23 protein-coding genes are annotated in these 19308 nt (G+C 37.7%); 6 read left to right on the forward strand and 17 right to left on the reverse strand.

Annotation, left to right across the window (positions count from 1 at the left end):
* Positions 1–21: 21 nt before the first annotated feature.
* From trxA to WFN33_RS11990, 3 genes are all read left to right on the forward strand, one after another.
* Positions 22–348 (forward strand): thioredoxin, encoded by a 327-nt coding sequence (trxA, locus tag WFN33_RS11980; protein ID WP_004723035.1) that lies wholly within the window; start codon positions 22–24, stop codon positions 346–348.
* Between the two features lie 344 nt (positions 349–692).
* Positions 693–1961: a transcription termination factor Rho gene (gene rho / locus WFN33_RS11985; protein ID WP_336953367.1), complete on the forward strand. Its 1269-nt coding sequence runs from the start codon at positions 693–695 to the stop codon at positions 1959–1961.
* 380 nt (positions 1962–2341) lie between these two features.
* Complete coding sequence (locus WFN33_RS11990) at positions 2342–2602, forward strand: hypothetical protein (RefSeq protein WP_034609976.1); 261 nt, start codon at positions 2342–2344, stop codon at positions 2600–2602.
* Between the two features lie 551 nt (positions 2603–3153).
* Here the strand turns inward: WFN33_RS11990 and WFN33_RS11995 are convergent.
* The 3 genes from WFN33_RS11995 to pheS all read right to left on the reverse strand — a co-directional run bounded on the left by WFN33_RS11995 (position 3154) and on the right by pheS (position 6940).
* Entirely contained in the window at positions 3154–3450 is a 297-nt protein-coding gene (locus WFN33_RS11995) for an integration host factor subunit alpha (protein ID WP_004723042.1), read from the reverse strand.
* A complete protein-coding gene (gene pheT / locus WFN33_RS12000) occupies positions 3447–5828 on the reverse strand; it encodes a phenylalanine--tRNA ligase subunit beta (protein ID WP_336953368.1) in 2382 nt (793 codons plus the stop codon). Before pheT ends, WFN33_RS11995 begins: the two co-directional genes overlap by 4 nt.
* A 131-nt stretch (positions 5829–5959) precedes the next feature.
* A complete protein-coding gene (gene pheS, locus WFN33_RS12005; protein WP_336953369.1) occupies positions 5960–6940 on the reverse strand; it encodes a phenylalanine--tRNA ligase subunit alpha in 981 nt (326 codons plus the stop codon).
* Positions 6941–7157: 217 nt separating this feature from the next.
* Here pheS and WFN33_RS12010 point away from each other — a divergent pair, with 217 nt between their 5' ends.
* Complete coding sequence (locus tag WFN33_RS12010) at positions 7158–8186, forward strand: hypothetical protein (protein ID WP_336953370.1); 1029 nt, start codon at positions 7158–7160, stop codon at positions 8184–8186.
* Positions 8187–8229: 43 nt separating this feature from the next.
* On the opposite strand, the gene WFN33_RS12015 is transcribed toward WFN33_RS12010, so the two are convergent.
* The 7 genes from WFN33_RS12015 to rpmI all read right to left on the reverse strand — a co-directional run bounded on the left by WFN33_RS12015 (position 8230) and on the right by rpmI (position 11716).
* Positions 8230–8778 carry an NADAR family protein gene (locus WFN33_RS12015; protein ID WP_336953371.1) on the reverse strand — a complete coding sequence of 183 codons (549 nt, stop codon included), beginning with the start codon at positions 8776–8778 and terminating at the stop codon, positions 8230–8232.
* Positions 8775–9239, reverse strand: a complete 465-nt coding sequence (locus WFN33_RS12020) for a GNAT family N-acetyltransferase (RefSeq protein ID WP_336953451.1) — start codon at positions 9237–9239, stop codon at positions 8775–8777. Before WFN33_RS12020 ends, WFN33_RS12015 begins: the two co-directional genes overlap by 4 nt.
* 345 nt (positions 9240–9584) lie before the next feature.
* Positions 9585–10115, reverse strand: a complete 531-nt coding sequence (locus tag WFN33_RS12025; RefSeq protein WP_336953372.1) for an adenylate kinase — start codon at positions 10113–10115, stop codon at positions 9585–9587.
* A 97-nt stretch (positions 10116–10212) separates the two neighbouring features.
* Positions 10213–10410 (reverse strand): hypothetical protein, encoded by a 198-nt coding sequence (locus tag WFN33_RS12030; RefSeq protein WP_336953373.1) that lies wholly within the window; start codon positions 10408–10410, stop codon positions 10213–10215.
* A gap of 135 nt (positions 10411–10545) precedes the next feature.
* Positions 10546–10923: a hypothetical protein gene (locus tag WFN33_RS12035; protein ID WP_336953374.1), complete on the reverse strand. Its 378-nt coding sequence runs from the start codon at positions 10921–10923 to the stop codon at positions 10546–10548.
* A 227-nt stretch (positions 10924–11150) separates the two neighbouring features.
* On the reverse strand, positions 11151–11510 hold the full coding sequence (rplT, locus tag WFN33_RS12040) for a 50S ribosomal protein L20 (protein WP_004723060.1): 360 nt from the start codon (positions 11508–11510) through the stop codon (positions 11151–11153).
* A gap of 11 nt (positions 11511–11521) precedes the next feature.
* On the reverse strand, positions 11522–11716 hold the full coding sequence (rpmI, locus tag WFN33_RS12045; protein ID WP_002054552.1) for a 50S ribosomal protein L35: 195 nt from the start codon (positions 11714–11716) through the stop codon (positions 11522–11524).
* A 224-nt stretch (positions 11717–11940) separates the two neighbouring features.
* Between rpmI and WFN33_RS12050 the strand changes: the two genes are divergently transcribed.
* A complete protein-coding gene (locus WFN33_RS12050; protein ID WP_336953375.1) occupies positions 11941–13191 on the forward strand; it encodes an MFS transporter in 1251 nt (416 codons plus the stop codon).
* Between the two features lie 137 nt (positions 13192–13328).
* The gene (locus WFN33_RS12055) at positions 13329–14084 is read left to right on the forward strand and encodes an energy transducer TonB family protein (protein WP_336953376.1); all 756 of its coding nucleotides are present in this window, start codon (positions 13329–13331) and stop codon (positions 14082–14084) included.
* 98 nt (positions 14085–14182) lie between these two features.
* On the opposite strand, the gene WFN33_RS12060 is transcribed toward WFN33_RS12055, so the two are convergent.
* From WFN33_RS12060 to thrS, 7 genes are all read right to left on the reverse strand, one after another.
* Positions 14183–14608 (reverse strand): YqaA family protein, encoded by a 426-nt coding sequence (locus WFN33_RS12060; RefSeq protein WP_336953377.1) that lies wholly within the window; start codon positions 14606–14608, stop codon positions 14183–14185.
* Between the two features lie 4 nt (positions 14609–14612).
* Positions 14613–15035 (reverse strand): hypothetical protein, encoded by a 423-nt coding sequence (locus WFN33_RS12065; RefSeq protein ID WP_336953378.1) that lies wholly within the window; start codon positions 15033–15035, stop codon positions 14613–14615.
* Between the two features lie 37 nt (positions 15036–15072).
* The gene (locus WFN33_RS12070) at positions 15073–15360 is read right to left on the reverse strand and encodes a hypothetical protein (RefSeq protein ID WP_336953379.1); all 288 of its coding nucleotides are present in this window, start codon (positions 15358–15360) and stop codon (positions 15073–15075) included.
* Positions 15361–15449: 89 nt separating this feature from the next.
* The gene (locus tag WFN33_RS12075; protein ID WP_336953380.1) at positions 15450–16067 is read right to left on the reverse strand and encodes a glutathione S-transferase N-terminal domain-containing protein; all 618 of its coding nucleotides are present in this window, start codon (positions 16065–16067) and stop codon (positions 15450–15452) included.
* Between the two features lie 180 nt (positions 16068–16247).
* Positions 16248–16580 (reverse strand): DUF7709 family protein, encoded by a 333-nt coding sequence (locus tag WFN33_RS12080; protein WP_336953381.1) that lies wholly within the window; start codon positions 16578–16580, stop codon positions 16248–16250.
* Positions 16581–16668: 88 nt separating this feature from the next.
* Positions 16669–17220: a translation initiation factor IF-3 gene (gene infC / locus WFN33_RS12085; RefSeq protein ID WP_336953452.1), complete on the reverse strand. Its 552-nt coding sequence runs from the start codon at positions 17218–17220 to the stop codon at positions 16669–16671.
* Between the two features lie 5 nt (positions 17221–17225).
* Positions 17226–19148 (reverse strand): threonine--tRNA ligase, encoded by a 1923-nt coding sequence (thrS, locus tag WFN33_RS12090; RefSeq protein ID WP_336953382.1) that lies wholly within the window; start codon positions 19146–19148, stop codon positions 17226–17228.
* Positions 19149–19308: the final 160 nt, after the last annotated feature.

Raw genomic sequence — 19308 nt, forward strand, 5'->3', positions numbered from 1 at the left:
AAATATTTTGGAGCAAAATCCATGTCTGGCAATATCGTAAATACCACTGATGACAACTTTGATGCAGATGTACTTCAATCTGATATCCCTGTAATCGTAGATTTCTGGGCTGGCTGGTGTGCACCGTGTAAAGCGATTGCACCCGTTCTTGAAGTACTTTCAACTGAATTTGAAGGTAAAGTTAAAATCGTTAAAGTTGATGTGACTGCATGTGAAGCAACTGCGGTCAACTATAACATTCGTAACATTCCAGCGTTATTGATGTTTAAAAATGGTGAAGTTGTTGCTCAACAGATTGGTGCAGTGCCAAAATCTAAATTAACTGCATTCATTGAAGAAAATATTTAATTTGCTGAATTTATACATTATTTGTATAAATCTAGGAAAATGAGAAATACGCTTGATTTTCTAGCGTATTTTTTTTCGACTATAATTTGACAAACTTGTTGATCTAACTTATATTCCATGCTCAAGGAACATTAGGATTCTCTTCCTGTTTCTTAAAGGACAACACATAAGATCGCCGTTCGGCAACAGAAATTGTTTTACATATTTCTCCTCGAAAGAACTACATAGATTCTGAGTTTGTTTTTGTGTCTATACAACTTCAACTCACCTATTACACTGCTGGCGACTTTTGCTTCTTTTCTCTTTATCTGTGTTCCACACATCCTTATTCAATCTGACCATTTATGAATTTAACTGAACTCAAGAAAAAACCGATCGGCGAACTCATTAAAATTGCTGAGTTTATGGGCCTTGAAGGAATGGCTCGTAATCGTAAGCAAGACATCATTTTTGCCATCCTCAAACGCCATGCAATGAATGGCGAAGAAATTTTTGGTGATGGTGTTCTTGAAATTTTGTCTGATGGTTTCGGCTTTTTACGTTCCGCTGCAGGTTCTTATCTTGCAGGTCCGGATGATATCTATGTTAGTCCTTCACAAATTCGTCGTTTCAATCTACGAACGGGTGATACGATTACAGGTACGATTCGCCCACCTAAAGAAGGTGAACGCTACTTTGCATTATTAAAAGTTAATCAAATTAACTATGACACTCCTGAAAACTCACGCAATAAAATTTTATTTGAAAACCTCACACCACTTTTCCCAACTGAGCAATTGGTTATGGAATTGGGTAATGGTTCTTCTGAAGATTTGACAGCGCGTGTAGTGGACTTAGTTGCACCCATTGGTAAAGGTCAACGTTCAATTATCGTAGCACCGCCAAAAGCGGGTAAAACAATGTTATTACAGAACATTGCTCAATCTATTGTGCGTAATAATCCTGAATGCTTCTTGATTGTACTTTTGATCGACGAACGTCCTGAAGAAGTGACCGAAATGGAACGTACTGTGCGTGGTGAAGTTGTTGCATCAACATTTGATGAATCTCCAGCTCGCCATGTACAAGTTGCTGAAATGGTGATTGAAAAAGCCAAACGTCTGGTAGAGCACAAAAAAGATGTTGTAATCTTACTTGACTCAATTACACGTTTAGCACGTGCTTATAACACGGTTGTTCCTTCATCTGGCAAGGTACTTACGGGCGGTGTTGATGCACATGCCTTAGAACGCCCTAAACGTTTCTTTGGTGCTGCACGTAATATCGAAGAAGGCGGTTCTCTCACCATTATTTCTACCGCCTTGATTGAAACAGGCAGTAAAATGGATGAAGTGATCTACGAAGAATTCAAAGGTACAGGTAACCAAGAAATCATTCTTGATCGCCGTATTGCTGAAAAACGCGTCTTCCCAGCAATGAATATCAAAAAATCGGGTACGCGTCGTGAAGAGCGTCTCATGAACGAAGAAAATCTGCGTAAAGTATGGATTCTTCGTAAACTTCTTCATCCTATGGATGAATTAGTGGCGATGGAATTCTTATTAGATCGAATGAAAGAAACCAAAACAAATGATGATTTCTTTGATCAAATGAAACGTAAAGCTGCAAACTAATTCGATAAGTATTTAAAAAGGCTACTTTAATAGTAGCCTTTTTATTTGGTTGACATTATTTACATAAATATACAATCACCGAGTCTCAACGTTACAGAACATTGCAAATATTTAAATATATAAATTACGGACCAATATTTTTTATATTTATTAATAGCTTATTTATCAACAAACCAATCTAAAAGTGCAACTTGATTGTAAAATACTGTTAAAAAAACATCACTTTTTCATCAATTTGGTCAGTTTTTTTAAGATTAACAGTAGCAATTCAAAATGCGCAGTGATAGCATATTCGCATACCAGTTAGACTGCTCATGCAAAAAGCAAAAAACAGGCTAACTTGGGTTTTTTGTCTCAATTAAATTTATGAGAGTGATGCCATGTTATTCAAAAAAATCGCTATTGCTGCTGCAGTTGCTACTACTTTAGCTTTCGTTGGTTGTGCTAAAAAAACTGAAGAAGCTGCTGCTGACGCAAATGCTGCTGCTTCTCAAGCTGTAGAAGCTGCTTCTGAAGCTACTGCTGCTGTTGACGCTGCTGCTGCATCTGCTACTGATGCTGCTGCTGACGCTACTGCTGCTGCATCTGATGCTACTGCTGCTGCTGCAGACGCTTCTGCTGCTGCTTCAGCTGCTCAATAATAATCGCTTAGATTGTTATCAAGAAAAGAGAACCTTTTAGGTTCTCTTTTTTTTGCTATATTTTTTGTTAAAATTGGATTAATCATAAACAAGCCATATCACCTTCAAGTTAAACCTCTTTAGACCGTACTAACACGAATCCCTTAGAACTATATTTTACTTTTATTATCATCCTTTAAAATAACCGATCTAATCGGATAATCTTAGCCAACACTATAATATTTTTACTTATTTGTGTTTTTACAAAGACGCTTAGAGTTTTCTCAGATTAAAGTTATTAGCCATAAGAGCTTTGCTTATCAACAATTGCAACACATTCCCCCGCCTTGTTTTAACTAAAACTTCGTCTACGTAAAAATCCAGTTGATCATTTAATATTATGATAAAACGATATCAATCCTTGTCACAATCATTCCAACAAAGCTAGTTTATACAACTCTAGCGGCATTTATTTTTGCAATAAAAAAACCCCAAGCATATTGCTCAGGGTTTTTATCTTACAAAACTTTTTAGATTACAGAGCTTTCATCTTACGACATAAAGAGCACCAATTAATCTTCTTGTTCTGTTCCCACACGTTGTCTAAATTTTTGACCTGCACGGAATGTTACAACACGGCGTGCTGAGATTGGAATTTCTTCTCCAGTTTTAGGATTTCGACCTGGACGTTGACGTTTGTCACGTAGCTCAAAATTTCCGAAACCTGAAAGTTTAACTTGTTCACCTGCAATTAATGCTTGGCTAATCTCGTCAAAGAACAACTCGACCATTTGTTTTGCTTCACGACGGTTTAAACTCGTAAGCTCACTTAAATGATCAGCCATTTCTGCTTTTGTTAATGCTGTCATGAGGCCCTCAATGTCGCTTGATAAGTGTCTTCTAACACTTGAATAATATGATCCATACCGGATTTAATCTCAGCATCTTCGAGTGTACGTGATGGATGTTGCCATAACAATGCAAATGCCAATGAGCGTTTACCTTGTTCAACACCTTGCCCTGTATACACATCAAATAACCAAGTAGAGTCTAAAAGCTCTCCACCCGTTTTTTCGATAAGTTGCTGAATTTCACTAACATTAATCTTATCACTAATTACAAGCGCAATATCACGTCTAACCGATGGAAATCGTGATAATTCTGTAAAATTAGATACATAAGTTTGCAAAACAGCCGATTGGTCGAGCTCTGCGATCCAAGTTGTGCTCAAATCCAGTGCATTTTCCAAAGATGGATGTAGACGACCTAAATAACCTACTGATTTACCATCCACGAGAATTTCCGCAGACTGACCTGGATGTAACCATTCACGATCAGAACGAACATATTCAACTTGAACACGTCCAGCTGCTAAAATTTCTTCGACCTCGCCTTTGAGATCAAAGAAATCCATAACTTGAGCTTTTCCATGCCAAGATTCAATTTGTTTTGATCCTACGGCAATCATAGCCAAAGTTGGAATCTGTTTCAAATCTTCTATACTTTTCGCGTTTTGATAATCAAAACGTAGCCCTAGCTCAAAGAAACGTACACGACTTTGTTGACGATTGATATTGTACTGAACACACGGAATTAAGCTTGAAAGAAGAGTTGAACGCATTACCGCCAAGTCACTTGAAATGGGATTTGCAAGCGCCAATGGATTTACTTGTGAATTCAATTGTTTTTCAAGTTTTAAATCTGCAAAACTAAAACTAATTGCCTCTTGATAACCGAGTGTTACTAACGTTTGACGTAATTGAGTCAGTTCAAATTGATCCTGATGTTGAGCAAGTTTTACATCAATCACTGGCAGACTAATTTGAATATTGTCATAACCATGTATACGCGCAACTTCTTCAATTAAATCTTGATAAATTGCCATATCGTAACGGTGTGATGGGGGAACAACAATCCATTCACCTTCAGCTTTTACAGTCACATTACAACCTAAACGTTGCAGTGCATCTGTAATAAATACAGTAGGAACTTGATAACCTAGCAATTGATCGACTTGCGCTTGATTCAATTCAATTGCTTCACGTTTAGGCAATAATTCAGTTTTTTCAGATACGGTAATTGGACCGAAATCACCACCTGCAAGGGCTTGAATCAATTGTGAAGCGCGTTGCATTGCAATCATAGGCAATTCAAAATCCACACCACGTTCATAGCGTTGTGACGCATCTGTATGCAAACCATAACGGCGTGCACGACCTGCGATATGTAATGGTGCAAAGAATGCAGACTCAAGGAAAATCTCAGTGGTTTCATCTGTAACAGATGAAGACAAACCACCCATGATGCCTGCGATCGCCAATGCTTTTACATCATCTGCAATCACCATAACATCTTCGGTCAATTCAATTTCTTGTTCATTTAACAAAACAAGCTTTTCATTTGCACTTGCCTGACGCACATGCACTGAACCTTGAACCTCATCACCATCAAACGCATGCAACGGTTGACCAAGTTCCATAAGTACATAGTTGGTAATATCAACAAGAATACTGTGTTGACGAATACCTGAACGTGCTAAAGCTTGCTCCATCCACTCTGGCGTAGGTGCTTTGGTATTTACATTTTTAATTACACGGCCTAAGTAACGAGGACAACCATCCGTTGTCACAACAACTTGCTTCTGGTCAGCAAGCGTAGCAGCAACGTCTTGAATCTCAGGTGCGGTTACAGGTAATTGGTTAATTACACCAATTTCACGTGCTACCCCACGAATACTAAAGCAATCACCACGGTTTGGCGTGATGCTGATATCGATAACATGATCATCAAGATTTAAATATTCTCGAATATTTGTGCCTACAGGTGCATCAGCAGGAAGTTCTAACAGTCCATCAATTTTATCTTCAAGGTCAATTTCTGAAGCGCCACAGAGCATTCCTTGTGATTCAACACCACGAAGTTTGCCTTTTTTAATTTTAAAATCACCTGGGAGTACTGCACCAATGGTTGCAACTGGTGCTTTCATACCAACACGTACATTTGGTGCACCGCATACGATTTGCAAAGGTTCGCCCGAGCCAATATTCACCGTGGTGACACGTAAACGATCTGCATCAGGATGCTGTACAACAGTTAAAACCTCACCAATCACCACACCTGTAAATGATTTAGCTGCGGGAACTAGTTCATCAACCTCGAGTCCCAACATGGTCAGTTGATCAGACAAAGTATCGCTATCAATTGCAGGGTTGACCCATGTGCGAAGCCAATTTTCGCTAATTTTCATTTCTAAAACCTATATTCAATATCTATGAATTCCTCTCTGACTCTTTTTTAAAAAGAGGCAGAACCCTTCGTCTCGTTATCTTGGACATCCCCTCTCCTCATTAGGAGAGGTCAGGGAGAGGTATAAATTTGTTAAGCAAATTGGCGTAAAAAACGCACATCGTTTTGGTAAAACATACGCAAATCATTGATGCCATAACGCAACATTGCGAAACGCTCTACACCAAGACCAAATGCAAAGCCTTTGTATTTTTCAGGATCAATACCCGCAGCTTGTAGAACATTTGGATGCACCATACCGCAACCCAAAACCTCTAACCAACGGCCACGCTCATCCATAATATCCACCTCAGCACTTGGCTCTGTGAATGGGAAATAAGACGGACGGAAGCGTACTTTTAAATCTTTCTCAAAAAATTCATTTAGCAGATTAATCAACAAACCTTTTAATTCTGCGAAGCTGGTATTTTCAGCAACGTATAAACCTTCGATTTGATGAAACATTGGAGAATGGGTTTGATCTGAGTCACAGCGATAGACACGCCCTGGACAAACAATACGAATCGGTGGTTGCGAGTTTTCCATTGTGCGTACTTGTACACCTGAGGTATGGGTACGTAGCAAATGGTTTGCATCAAAGTAAAACGTATCATGCATCGCACGTGCAGGATGATGTCCTGGAATATTCAATGCTTCAAAATTGTGATAATCATCTTCAACTTCTGGCCCTGTCGCAACAGTAAAACCCGCTTTGGTAAAGAATTGACAAATACGTTCTTGAACCTGAGTAACAGGATGAATACTTCCTACAGCTTGCCCACGTCCAGGCAAAGTAATATCGATTGTTTCACTTGCTAGCTTTAATTCTAATTCAGCTTTCTGTAATTCAGTTTGGCGTTCAGTCAACGCTGTGCTGATCGCTTCACGTACTGCATGAATTGCAGCACCCTGAACTTTACGCTCTTCAGGGTCCATTTTACCAAGTGCCTTAGATTGTTCCGCAAGCTGGCTTTTTTTCCCTGTAAATTGCACTCGTACTTGGTCGAGTGTAGTCAGGTCTTGAGCTGCTGCAATCGCAGCGAGCGCTTCAGTGGTCAGGGCTTCCAGTGACATAGTAACTCTCAAAGCAATATTTTAGAAAAATAATATAACTCTATATTCTAACAGTTTTTATGCAGTCGAATGAAGTTTCCGCTTTACAAAAAATACGATTAGTCACAACTTATTCTAAATAATTTGTATATTTCCCTGTTTGATTCCTGTTGAAATGCTAGAACTTTGATTTATAAAAAGTATAAAATGGATTTAATGTCGCTGAGATCTATAAAAAATGGCACTCGATCAAATCTGGAAACGTCAACTTACACTCGTCACTTATGGCAATGAGTATCTCACTCAAGGGATTAGTTTTTCTCGTTGGGTCAATCATGCCATTTTTAATCAGCATGCTTTTGGCTTCCGTGATTTAACCAACCAGCACCTATTGGCACAGCATTTTCAGATTTGGCTTGAAGGACTGAAGAAACAAGGCGTGTATCGACTCAGTCTACATAGCTCTAGTATTTTAAATGATGAACAAAATCCAAATGCCAATGTTGAACTGTTAGCCATCCCCCACTTTATTGTTAGCCATGATCAACAAAAGAAAACCGCATGGATTTTTGGTAAAGAATTGGCTGAATGGTATAGCGCAGACAATGATTACGAAGCACCTGAAACGCAACGTCCCAATTTACGTACCGAGATTTTTTGGCGATATGATCTGAATGCAAAATTAATTAAACGAATTGAACAAGATTTAGTTCAACCCAATTGGGATGATATTCAAGTTTATACAGACAGTGAATTGTTCGATACCCAATATGCTAAAGGTTTTCCAGAACCTGTAAATAAAGATTTACCTTATTATGGATTAGATGAAACGCTATATACCACCGAAGATACAAGTCTTAAACTTGCGCTGTTACCCACTGACTATCAAGCTGATTACGCACACGAAACCTTCTGTCGTATCGATGCATTAGAATGTTTTATTTCTGCAAAATTAAAGCATCCCTATGATGAAAATGAGCAAATCATTAGTCCTGAAGAGCAAATGAATTTGCGCCATTTCCTCCAAAAAGTTGAAGATTTAAAATCAAAATTTATTGTTAAAGTTGCAAATCATTATAAATCTGCACGCTTAACACCCAAACAAATTGCTTCACCCTTTGACACGCATGAAAATATCAAAACTGAACAGCGTCAAGCGTTTAACAGCAAGGTAAATTCTGAGCATAAACCAGGTAAAACAGGTGTTTTTGCATTAATTATCGTGACCATTTTAATCTGCCTTGCCGCTTATTATTTTGGACTATAATGTCTTATCTATTTGATAAATTGAATTTTAAAAGAAAGCAACTTTAAAGTTGCTTTCGAACTTCCATCAAGGCAAAACCCAATAAATTCAGACCTCTCCATTTTAATGGATCAGTTGCATCTACATGATCGGCGGCTAATCCAATCCCCCAAATTTGATCTACAGGTGAGGCTTCAACGATGATTTGATCTGAGCTACTCAGTAGAAACGTTTTAAGATCATTGTCTTGAGAAAACTTAGCCAAATTACCTTGAACCACAATTTCATAACGATGAGCAATCCAAATATCATCTTGATAATTTTTGACCAAACGACCTAATGCTTTTATTTTCTTAGGATCATCTGTTTGTAAAATTTTCTGAAAAATGTCCTCGTCATTAAATAATTTGGCTTTCTGAGCCATCATGTATTGTTCTGTACTTTGATAATTTACATGATCAATTTCAAATTTTGCAGGAAACCATTGGCTTAAACAGCTCTTATCTAATTTTCCAGAAGTCTTTTGACTATGCCCCCAAAAACACAAATAACTATACTTTTGCCCGTTCTTTACTTGTTCTTGTAAAGTTGTTAAAAATTGAGAATCACTCATTTTATTGTCCTATGATTAATATCCCACTGATACGATACTTCTGTTATGCCATCACCATAATCAGAAAGAATCTCCTCTCCAAGTACATTTCCCCCTAATTTCTCATAGAAATGACGGCTTGGATTTTTATTGATCACGCCCAAGCGAATAAATTGGTAATGCTTAGCATGTACATATTGATAAAAGTGCTCAAACATCTTACGACAGATACCTTGTTTTTGAATTTTCTTTAATAAATATAAAGCATTAATTTCTGCGATATTATGCGTTGTATTGAAATAACCACTTAGAAAACCAGCAATTTGACCATCTTGCTCATATACCAGTACATGGTGATCTTGATGCGAAAAAATCTTTTGCCAAAGCTGTACTCGCTTTTCAATATTTGCACGATCTATAATTTCTTGCTTAATCATACCAGTATAGGTTTCATTCCAGCTTTGCACATGTACTTCAGCAATCTACTGAGCACCACCTAAAACAGCTAATCGAATCATATCATCCTCATTTAATTGGGACTTATCTCGAAACCAAACTTTATACCCTTCAAAAAATTAGGTAAAACTCTTTATATTGCTTAATCTTACATGTTTTTATCTATCGCATAACGACAGGAATGCGGACAACGGGTGAAAATACTGCACATACCCCTGACCAAATCTAAAATGTTTATCACTTTGTATGCCAAGTAAAAACATAGCTGTCTATAGCACAACTTAAGATATCAGCTACACACATATATTCAATCAATACAAGGTATAGCAGGATAAGTTAACTATTTAGAGGCACTAGTGAGTTATGACGCATCAAATAGACGCTAAAAAATGATCAATATCTTTTCGCGATTTTAAATGGATAAATCGAATATGTGAATATTGAGGATCATTCATCATTGTTATATATTGCTGACGATTTTTTTGATGCGTTTTAATCATCCACCAAATAATCGAATCACGACTAAACATTTTACCAAAACTTTCACGATTATTGGAATTTTCCCAAAGTCTGTGTCTAAAAACAGCACGACGAACAGCTCGTTGTATGGATTGGTAAAGATTAATATAAAAAGGAATATCTAACCAAATTACGGTATCGATATCTTGCCATTTGATATGCGTGGTTCGCGTATAATTACCATCGATGACAAAGCCAGATTTAGCTTGATCTAATTTGGTCTGAATTTTCTGAAAAAATATAGTATCGGTAGACTCTTGCCAATCATCCAACCAAAATAAATCATCCATTTCAATGTAGATGAGTTTTAATTTTTGAGCTAATTTTATTGAAAATGTTGTTTTTCCTGACGCAGAAGTCCCCACGACATTGATGCGTTTCATAGATTTAAGAACTCTCTAGAAATAAAAAGTAGCCAAACAAGCTACTTTAAATCACGCAACAACCCACTCATGATTCAATCATTTTAGATGATGTATATCAAAATAAGGGGCGTATGGTGAGTATCACTTTATGTTCATTTGCATGTTGATTGATATAATGCTCCACTGCTGTGACTTCACCTTTAACTTCAGCATCTGCACCATACATCACTTTTAAAACTTCCCCAACTCTGGGTAATAATTGCAACTCAACTTCAATTGCACCTTGTTGTAAACCTTCAATCTCAACACGCATATCTGCTCCATCATTTTCTATTGTTCATTGTTCTACTCTATGCGAGCTATTTCTAAAACAATAATGCTTTCACGTTGATATTGTGTAATGTGTATGCAAAGTTATTTGATTGTTTAAATCATTCACAAGGCCTGCTCAATCATCATAATCCAAATTATCCTCATCAATATTGATAAAATTTGCTGGTGGTGTAATTTCAAACCTGATGGCTTTAATCGTAAGATGATTGAGTAATTTTGCTTTTGCCACACGATGCATACCATCCATCACCTTGCCATCAGCAGATAGAATAATTGGATAACTTAAATCTGCCTGCTGTATCAATTGAAAATGTTCAATCATTTGCTGTGTTGTTGGATGTGTATCTGGAAACCAATACGCTTCATTGAGTTCTTGTATATTAGACAATAGAACTTCATCGATTGGGATGTCTCGGCTTAGTTCAACTAGATGATGTACATCCCAAATATAAGTGTCTTCACCAACTTGGCGAAAATGATATTGTTTACGCATAAGACTAGATTCACAATTTAGTCAATTCAATGCCATAACAAAATAGTTAGAGCATTCATAATGACAGATTTTACTTCAACAGAAATTTCAATGATTAGTGCTGTATTTCAACAATCAAACTCAAAGGAAACTCAGCTCTAAAAGTTCCTGCAATAGTCTGAAAACAAACTTTTAGGTATAAAAAAGACCGCTATAAAAGCGGTCTTTTTTTTAATCATCAAAGATGATTAAGCAGCTAATGCGCCTTTAGCTTTTTCAGCTAAAGCAGCAAATGCAACTGAGTCATGCATAGCGATGTCAGCAAGTACGCGACGGTCGATGATCACTTGAGCTTTTTTCAAGCCATCGATCATACGGCTGTACGACAAACCATTTTGACGAGCACCAGCATTGATACGCGCAATCCATAAAGCACGGAATTGACGTTTCTTTTGACGACGGTCACGGTAAGCGTATTGACCTGCTTTAATTACTGCTTGGAACGCTACACGATAAACACGTGAACGCGCGCCATAGTAACCTTTAGCACGAGCAAGAATTTTTTTATGACGGCGATGAGCCTGTACACCACGTTTTACACGAGCCATTTATAATCTCCTTAGATGTATGGGCACATACGACGAACTGAATTCATGTCACTTACGTGAACCATGACACAACCGCGCAATTGACGAATACGTTTAGCAGATTTTTTGGTCAAAATGTGGCGTTTGAACGCTTGTTTACGCTTGAAACCGTTAGCAGTCGCTTTGAAACGCTTAGCTGCACCACGGCGAGTTTTTAACTTAGCCATAACAACCTCTTTAAACACCTGTTCGGTACGTTCGCACCATTGCGACAACGACCTGCAGGTAAGGGAGGCAATATTCTAAATCATCTCTGTACAAAACAAAAGCAAAACATCCAACAATTTCACATTTCTCCAATGTAATTTTCGATATAAATTCCACATAGTTTTATAAGAAAAATCAGGATTAAATCTTTATAATCATCACATCATGATAAAACTGGACAGTTATGACCCCTGCACAGGATGCTTTTGCTGCGCTTCGCTATCGAGATTTCTCAATTGTTACCATCAATCAATTTTGTTTAACACTCGCAATTCTAATTCAAGAAATTATTGTTGCCTATTCACTCTATCAAATTACCAAAGACCCACTCACCTTGGGTCTGATTGGACTAGCAGAAGCAATCCCGTTTATTGCACTGTCGCTTTGGGGTGGTTATTTTGCAGACAAGCTGAATAAACAAACCATTATGAAAGTTTGCTTATTTTTCTCCTTCCCTTTGCCATTGGTGCTTTGGTGGTTATTTCACAGTTATGATCATGGGCAAATTGGTGTGACTACACTGTCTTGGGGGATTTATGCGGTTATTTTTGGTTTGGGTACCATCCGGGGGTTCTACAATCCATCAGCAACCTCGTTAAAACCATTTTTAATTCCTCGTGAACTGTATGCCAATGGTGCAACATGGACCACGATTGGATGGCAAAGTGGCGTCATTATTGGCCCAATGCTGGGTGGTTTTATGCTGGCAGGAATCGGTCGTGAAAACAGCTTACTCTCGGTAGCGGTACTTTTATTTATTTGCTTCTGTCTGATTAACTTGTTAAAGAAGCGTACTTTTCCCACCATGGAACAAGACAATCTTTGGGGCAGTTTAAGTGAAGGCTTTCGCTTTATCTGGAAAACTAAAATTGTACTGTGGGCCATATCTTTAGATTTGGTTTCAGTCTTGTTTGGTGGTGTGATTGCCCTACTTCCTATTTTTGCAGAAGATATTCTTAAAGTAGGACCTGAAGGTTTAGGTTATTTACGTGCAGCCCCTTCTATTGGCGCGTTAATAACCATGATCGCTTTAACCAAATTTCCACCCACACATCATGCTTGGCGAAATATGCTGATTGCCGTTGCAGGTTTTGGGGTGTTTACCATTATTTTTGCATTCTCAAGCAACGTATGGCTTTCTTTATTTGCTTTGGCTATGACAGGTGCTTGTGACAGTATCTCAGTGGTTGTACGCCAAACCATTTTACAAGTTTACCCTCCTGAAAATATGCGTGGCCGTGTCGCCGCAGTGAATGGGATGTTTGTTTCATCGAGTAATGAATTGGGTGCATTTGAATCTGGGCTGGCTGCAAAATATTTAGGAACAATCACTGCCACAGTATTTGGTGGATGTATGACCTTGGCCGTCGTCGCAATAAGTTGGGTAAAAACCTCTGATTTATTTAATGTAGACATTACCAAAGGCCAAGAGTAATGTGTTTGGCTGAATAAAAAACAGTAAAAAAATGCACCTTCGGGTGCATTTTCTATTGCGAGAATACAAAATTCGATAAATACTTTGCGCAATTAAACTACTCTCATGCGTATTAAACTGCATGGATTGCCAAACCTATGAATAAAGCTCTTTTTACCACTTGTTTATTGTGCCTTTCAACCTATAGCTATAGTGCGGATAAACTTCCTACAATAAAGGTCAAAGGGGAGCAATCTGAACAAAATGATCCTCAGCATTTAACTACACGTATACAATGGGTCAAATTTCCCCAAATTCACTATCAAATCGCTGAATTAAAAGATCAAGATCGTTCAGCGATCATTCGTGTAAAAGCCAATAATGTTGGTGAAGTCACAGATGCTGATATCCAAGAGAGTACAGGCATCCGTGCATTGGATCAGAAACTTGTAGATGCTGTGGAAAATGCAAAAGTTAAACCCTATTCAAAAAATGGAAAAGCCATTGCTTTAGTCGGTTATCAAACATTTACTTTAACACTAGAGAATGCAACGGATCATGTTCAGCGCGCTAAGCAATGTACCTATAGTTTTAATTCAAAGAATTGGAACAAACAACAACTCGATAAGTCGGTTCCCTTTGTTTATTTAAAACAACCACAACTTACATTGAATCAATCACTATTAAAGAATAAAGATCGTACAGTAAAGTTTAAATTTAAAGCCAATAACCAAGGCGAAATTACCCAAGTTAAGCTAACTCAACGTTCTGGTATTAATGCACTTGATCAACAAGTACTTGCAGCCGTAGAGCATGCATCAATCAATGTAAAACGTTCTTACCGGACTTTATGGATCTATAAACAATCCAGCTTCAATGATGCGATTCAATTTAAAATCAATGAATGTAAATAAATTCATAAAGATGCGTCTTTTAAGGTTAAAGATAGTTTTGTGTCTTTAGGGTCTGTTGACATTTCATAAATGGCTTACCAGCAGACCCTAACTTTTTATTAAAATAATCCGATATACACCAAATAGATAAAAACATATCTACCAGCTTTTGCAATGGTTACGATCAAAAGAAAACGCCAAAAGTTCTCTTTCATTAGCCCTGCAATCAGTGTGATTGGATCTCCGATAATAGGTATCCAGCTTAATAACAGAGACCCAAAGCCATACTTTTGATATATTTTTTCCGCTTTGAGCATATTCTTTTCAGAAACAGGAAACCATTTCTTATCTTTAAACTGCTCGATTTTAAGTCCCAAATACCAATTCACGCATGAGCCTAAAACATTGCCAATCGTTGCAACAACAAGTAATAAATATGCAGAATGCTGGGTTTGTATCAATAATCCAAGCAATACCGCTTCAGACTGCAACGGGAGTAAAGTAGCCGCACCAAATGCTGAAAGGAAGAGTAAAAAATAAGCCATAAAATTAGCTAAAGTTGGGTTTAGGTTTTAAGGTATAAGTCAAGAATGACAGGATAAAGGGAGCAAGAAAAGCCAACCAAAATGAAAGGTCTGATTTAAAAAACTTCTGCAACAATGTGAGTTGAGCTTTACCCTCTGAAATCGCTTGCCAATCGATTTTGATATGAATAAAGCCGTAGAATAAAACAATAAAATAAAGTGAAAGCAAAATGACTAAGATCATGGTATTCAAAATGCTTTGCTGTAATTTATTTTGAAAAATGCCAAAGACCATAGCAAAAACTAAGCCTGAAACACTCACGATGCTCAAAATAATAAACCAGAAGTAATCATATGCGGAGTGATACTGCAAGATGCTACAAAGCATTGCTGTGATTAGCATCACGGCAAAAGAGATGAGGAAATGCCAAACAAAGTTTTGCTTCATACTCACCTCCTTGTTGGATTTACTACTTACAATTCAATCATCCTAAATCTAGCATTTTTTTTGTTTTACGATACTGAAAATGTGCCCAAATAATCGCCAATAACATAAAGATAATCCGAGACCATTGATAACGTTGCGCAATCGGGTCTATCACACTTCTAATCAGGGCTGACGCTTGACCATTTAATTCCTCTAAAATATTTTGAATATGCACAATTTCCGCAATATAGAGCATTAAACAACCGGCAATACCAACAATGATACTCCAGTAAATTTTTGGATTCGTTTCTAATATTTTCGTAAAGTTCAAAAAGAAATCTTTCATGACTAAAGCCTACCAACCATCCAAAAATCGATCATTTAAAAAATAAAAAACCACGTTACGTGGTTTCTCATCTTAACATAAAATACATTTCACACTTTTATTGATAGCGCTCTTTGTATCGCTGGGCGCGCAGTTAAACGCTCAATATATTCTTTAACATAAGGATAATCCTCTAGCTCTATTTGCTGCCACTCATAGCGTAATACCCACGGTAAAATGGCCATATCTGCAATCGAATATTCACCAGCCACATATTTTTGTCCAATGAGCTGCTTATTTAAAACACCATACAAACGTTGAGTTTCCGTAACATAACGATCAATTGCATAAGGAATTTTTTCTTTAGCAAATTTACCAAAATGATGGTTTTGCCCTAACATCGGCCCCAGCCCGCCCATTTGCCACATTAACCATTGTTCAACTTCAACACGATCTTGCTCATCGCTTGGATAATACAGGCCTGTTTTACGACCAAGATATTGCAAGATTGCGCCTGACTCAAATACTGAAATCGGCTCACCATTTGGGCCATCTTGATCGACAATAGCGGGAATTTTATTGTTCGGTGAGATACGAAGAAAATCGGGCTGGAATTGGTCATTCTCTAAGATGTTGATGGGGAAAATCTGATAATCCAAACCCATTTCTTCAAGTGCAATGGTAATTTTATGGCCATTGGGCGTACCCCAATAATAGAGATCAATCATATTTCATCCTTCTGCGTTTTCACGTATTTTCTGAATTTTATTGCGTTAATCGGTTACTTTTATAACATGAATTTGCTTAATTCAGTATGCTATAAAAAGAGATTATTCTAATAATCTATTCTAAAATTATGTTATTGCATTTTATAAAATACAGCACGTTCTCATATTATGATACTAATTTCAAATATCTACTTCAGCAATTGCATCTATATATGTTTTGGCCTTTTCACCCACAAATTTACGCCCAGCATTGTTTCCCAATATCCACTCATCGGGATTAAATAAGTCAAATAAACCGACTTTCACTAAGGTAGGGATAGCGAGTATCAGTTCTTGCTCAATCTCTCCACGTAAACCTGAGTTATACAGATTGATATTATGCAACATGGTTGCCACTGTACCAGTTTGTACAGCACTACCATCCTTTAATTTAACCACAGGCAAGACCTCACCTGCTTGAATAATTTTTTGGTTAATACTCGATAATTCATTTGAATTTTGGATAGATGACATATCAATTCCACTCGATTCAGATTGATTTACTACCATTTTAACGTAAAAAAGCACTGCTTAATGCAGTGCTTTTTTAACAGATGAATAATTACTTTTTCTTTTTAGGTCCAAGTAACATACCCATTTGACGGCCTTCCATTTTTGGTGCTTGTTCAACAATACCAAACTCTGCTACGTCTGCTTCAATTTTTTGCAATTGTGCAAGACCCAACTGTTGGTGAGCCATTTCACGACCACGGAAACGTAGAGTAATTTTGACTTTGTTGCCTTCTTCAAGAAACTTCAGAATAGCACGCAACTTAACATTGTAATCACCAATGTCTGTACCAGGGCGCAACTTGATTTCTTTCACTTGAACTTGATGCTGTTTCTTTTTCGCATCTTTTTGCTTTTGCTTCAGATCAAATAAATGTTTGTTGAAATCCATGATTTTACAAACAGGTGGCTCTGCATTCGCCACGATCTCAACAAGATCAAGATCAACCTCTTCAGCAGCACGCAAAGCTTCAGCAAGTGAAACGATGCCTTTTTGCTCTCCATCTGCAGCAACGAGACGCACATCTTTCGCTTTGATCTCATCATTTAATGCAGGACGATTACTTTTAGCACCTTGTTGTTGGTTACGGTCAGGCTGTTTAATCTTTCTTACTCCACAATATACCGGCCGCGTTCGGCTACGGCTGCTTTCACTAGGTCAATAAATGCGTCTATTGACATAGTACCTAAATTTTTTCCAGAGCGAGTACGAACATTCACAGTCCCTTCCTCTACTTCTCGATCTCCAAGTACCAATAAGTATGGAATACGCTCTAGTGTACGCTCACGAATCTTAAAGCCGATTTTCTCATTTCTCAAGTCTGAAATTGCTCGAATTCCATTTTCTTTGAGTTTTGCGACGACTTGCTCACAAGCTTGCGCTTGAGAATCCGTAATATTCATGACACATGTTTGGATTGGAGCCAACCATGGTGGCATAAAGCCTGCGTAGTGTTCAATTAGTATACCAATAAAACGTTCAAAACTGCCAAGAATTGCACGATGTAACATCACAGGATGGTCACGATCGTTATCTTCTGTTACATATGAAGCGTCTAAACGTAACGGTAAGTTAAAATCACACTGGATTGTACCGCACTGCCAGATACGTCCTAAACAGTCTTTTAATGAAAATTCAATCTTTGGACCGTAGAAAGCACCTTCACCAGGTTGTTCTTCCCATTTAAGATTTGCAGCATCTAAAGCATCTGCTAAAGATTTTTCTGCAACATCCCAAAGTTCATCAGCACCCACACGTTTTTCAGGACGTGTAGACAATTTCATTTGTACTTCTTCAAAGCCAAAATCTTTATAAACATCTAAAGTCAGTTTAATAAAGTCTGCAACTTCTTTACCAATTTGTTCAGTTGTACAGAAAATATGTGCATCATCTTGAGTAAAGCCGCGTACACGCATAATCCCGTGTAACGAACCTGATGGCTCATTTCGGTGACATGAACCAAACTCTGCCAAACGAATTGGAAGATCACGGTAAGATTTTAAACCTTGGTTAAACACTTGAACGTGACATGGGCAGTTCATTGGTTTTACCGCATAGTTACGACTTTCTGAATGTGTCGTAAACATATTTTCTGCATAGTTGGCAGCATGACCCGATTTTTCCCACAAAGTGAAGTCTACAATTTGTGGTGTTTTAATCTCTTGGTAGCCATTGTCTTGTTGAACTTTACGCATGTATTGTTCAAGCACTTGGTAGATCGTCCAACCATTGGCATGCCAAAACACCATACCTGGCGCTTCTTCTTGCATATGGAATAAATCTAAAGCTTTACCAATTTTACGATGATCACGCTTTTCAGCTTCTTCAATGCGCTTGATATAAGCTGCTAATTCTTTTTTGTCTGCCCAAGCAGTACCATAAATACGCTGTAATTGTTCATTCTTCGCATCACCGCGCCAATATGCGCCAGAGATTTTAGTCAATTTGAATGATTTTAAAAATTTGGTATTCGGTACGTGTGGACCACGACACATATCTAAATAATCTTGATGATAGTACAAGCCCATTTGAGTTTCTTCAGGCATGTCAGCAATCAAACGTAACTTATAATCTTCACCACGTGCAGTGAATTCAGCAATCACATCATCACGAGGTGTCATTTTTTTAATGACATCATAATCCTGATCGATGAGCTTTTTCATGCGCGCTTCGATTGCAGCCATATCATCTAAAGTAAATGGACGGGGCATCCAGATGTCATAGTAGAAACCTTCTTCAATGACAGGGCCAATCACCATTTTTGCTTCAGGGAAGAGTTGTTTTACCGCATGACCCACCAAATGTGCACAAGAGTGACGAATAATTTCTACACCGTCTTGATCTTTTGGAGTAATGATTTGTAAGGTTGAGTCTTCGGTAATTAAATCACTTGCATCGACTAAGCGACCATTTACTTTCCCAGCAACTGTATTTTTAGCCAGTCCAGGTCCAATACTTTGAGCAACTTCCATAACGGAAACAGCTTGATCAAAACTTTTTTGATCGCCATTTGGCAATGTGATAATAGGCATATTTAAAAATCCTTAAGGAGTGATGCCCCGTACAATGGAGCATGTCACCGCGAGATTATGATCGAGGAAAATCCTCAAGATAAAATCGGTGGAACAAAATAAAAGTGTGTCAAATTTTACACCTTTACAGCATATTTATAAACCTTTGTCTTAAAATTAT

Origin of the sequence: Acinetobacter sp. AS167 (genome assembly GCF_037152175.1) — a bacterium.
In the GTDB taxonomy this organism is placed as follows: domain Bacteria; phylum Pseudomonadota; class Gammaproteobacteria; order Pseudomonadales; family Moraxellaceae; genus Acinetobacter.

Coding starts and splice junctions, on each gene's coding strand:
- WFN33_RS12010 (WP_336953370.1), top strand. CDS start 7,158: ATGGCACTCGATCAAATCTGGAAACGTCAACTTACACTCGTCACTTAT.
- WFN33_RS11995 (WP_004723042.1), bottom strand. CDS start 3,450: ATGACAGCATTAACAAAAGCAGAAATGGCTGATCATTTAAGTGAGCTT.
- trxA (WP_004723035.1), top strand. CDS start 22: ATGTCTGGCAATATCGTAAATACCACTGATGACAACTTTGATGCAGAT.
- WFN33_RS11990 (WP_034609976.1), top strand. CDS start 2,342: ATGTTATTCAAAAAAATCGCTATTGCTGCTGCAGTTGCTACTACTTTA.
- WFN33_RS12025 (WP_336953372.1), bottom strand. CDS start 10,115: ATGAAACGCATCAATGTCGTGGGGACTTCTGCGTCAGGAAAAACAACA.
- WFN33_RS12035 (WP_336953374.1), bottom strand. CDS start 10,923: ATGCGTAAACAATATCATTTTCGCCAAGTTGGTGAAGACACTTATATT.
- pheT (WP_336953368.1), bottom strand. CDS start 5,828: ATGAAAATTAGCGAAAATTGGCTTCGCACATGGGTCAACCCTGCAATT.
- rho (WP_336953367.1), top strand. CDS start 693: ATGAATTTAACTGAACTCAAGAAAAAACCGATCGGCGAACTCATTAAA.
- WFN33_RS12075 (WP_336953380.1), bottom strand. CDS start 16,067: ATGATTGATCTCTATTATTGGGGTACGCCCAATGGCCATAAAATTACC.
- WFN33_RS12055 (WP_336953376.1), top strand. CDS start 13,329: ATGAATAAAGCTCTTTTTACCACTTGTTTATTGTGCCTTTCAACCTAT.
- pheS (WP_336953369.1), bottom strand. CDS start 6,940: ATGTCACTGGAAGCCCTGACCACTGAAGCGCTCGCTGCGATTGCAGCA.
- rplT (WP_004723060.1), bottom strand. CDS start 11,510: ATGGCTCGTGTAAAACGTGGTGTACAGGCTCATCGCCGTCATAAAAAA.
- WFN33_RS12060 (WP_336953377.1), bottom strand. CDS start 14,608: ATGGCTTATTTTTTACTCTTCCTTTCAGCATTTGGTGCGGCTACTTTA.
- WFN33_RS12015 (WP_336953371.1), bottom strand. CDS start 8,778: ATGAGTGATTCTCAATTTTTAACAACTTTACAAGAACAAGTAAAGAAC.
- WFN33_RS12070 (WP_336953379.1), bottom strand. CDS start 15,360: ATGAAAGATTTCTTTTTGAACTTTACGAAAATATTAGAAACGAATCCA.
- thrS (WP_336953382.1), bottom strand. CDS start 19,148: ATGCCTATTATCACATTGCCAAATGGCGATCAAAAAAGTTTTGATCAA.
- WFN33_RS12080 (WP_336953381.1), bottom strand. CDS start 16,580: ATGTCATCTATCCAAAATTCAAATGAATTATCGAGTATTAACCAAAAA.
- rpmI (WP_002054552.1), bottom strand. CDS start 11,716: ATGGCTAAGTTAAAAACTCGCCGTGGTGCAGCTAAGCGTTTCAAAGCG.
- WFN33_RS12030 (WP_336953373.1), bottom strand. CDS start 10,410: ATGCGTGTTGAGATTGAAGGTTTACAACAAGGTGCAATTGAAGTTGAG.
- WFN33_RS12065 (WP_336953378.1), bottom strand. CDS start 15,035: ATGAAGCAAAACTTTGTTTGGCATTTCCTCATCTCTTTTGCCGTGATG.
- WFN33_RS12050 (WP_336953375.1), top strand. CDS start 11,941: ATGACCCCTGCACAGGATGCTTTTGCTGCGCTTCGCTATCGAGATTTC.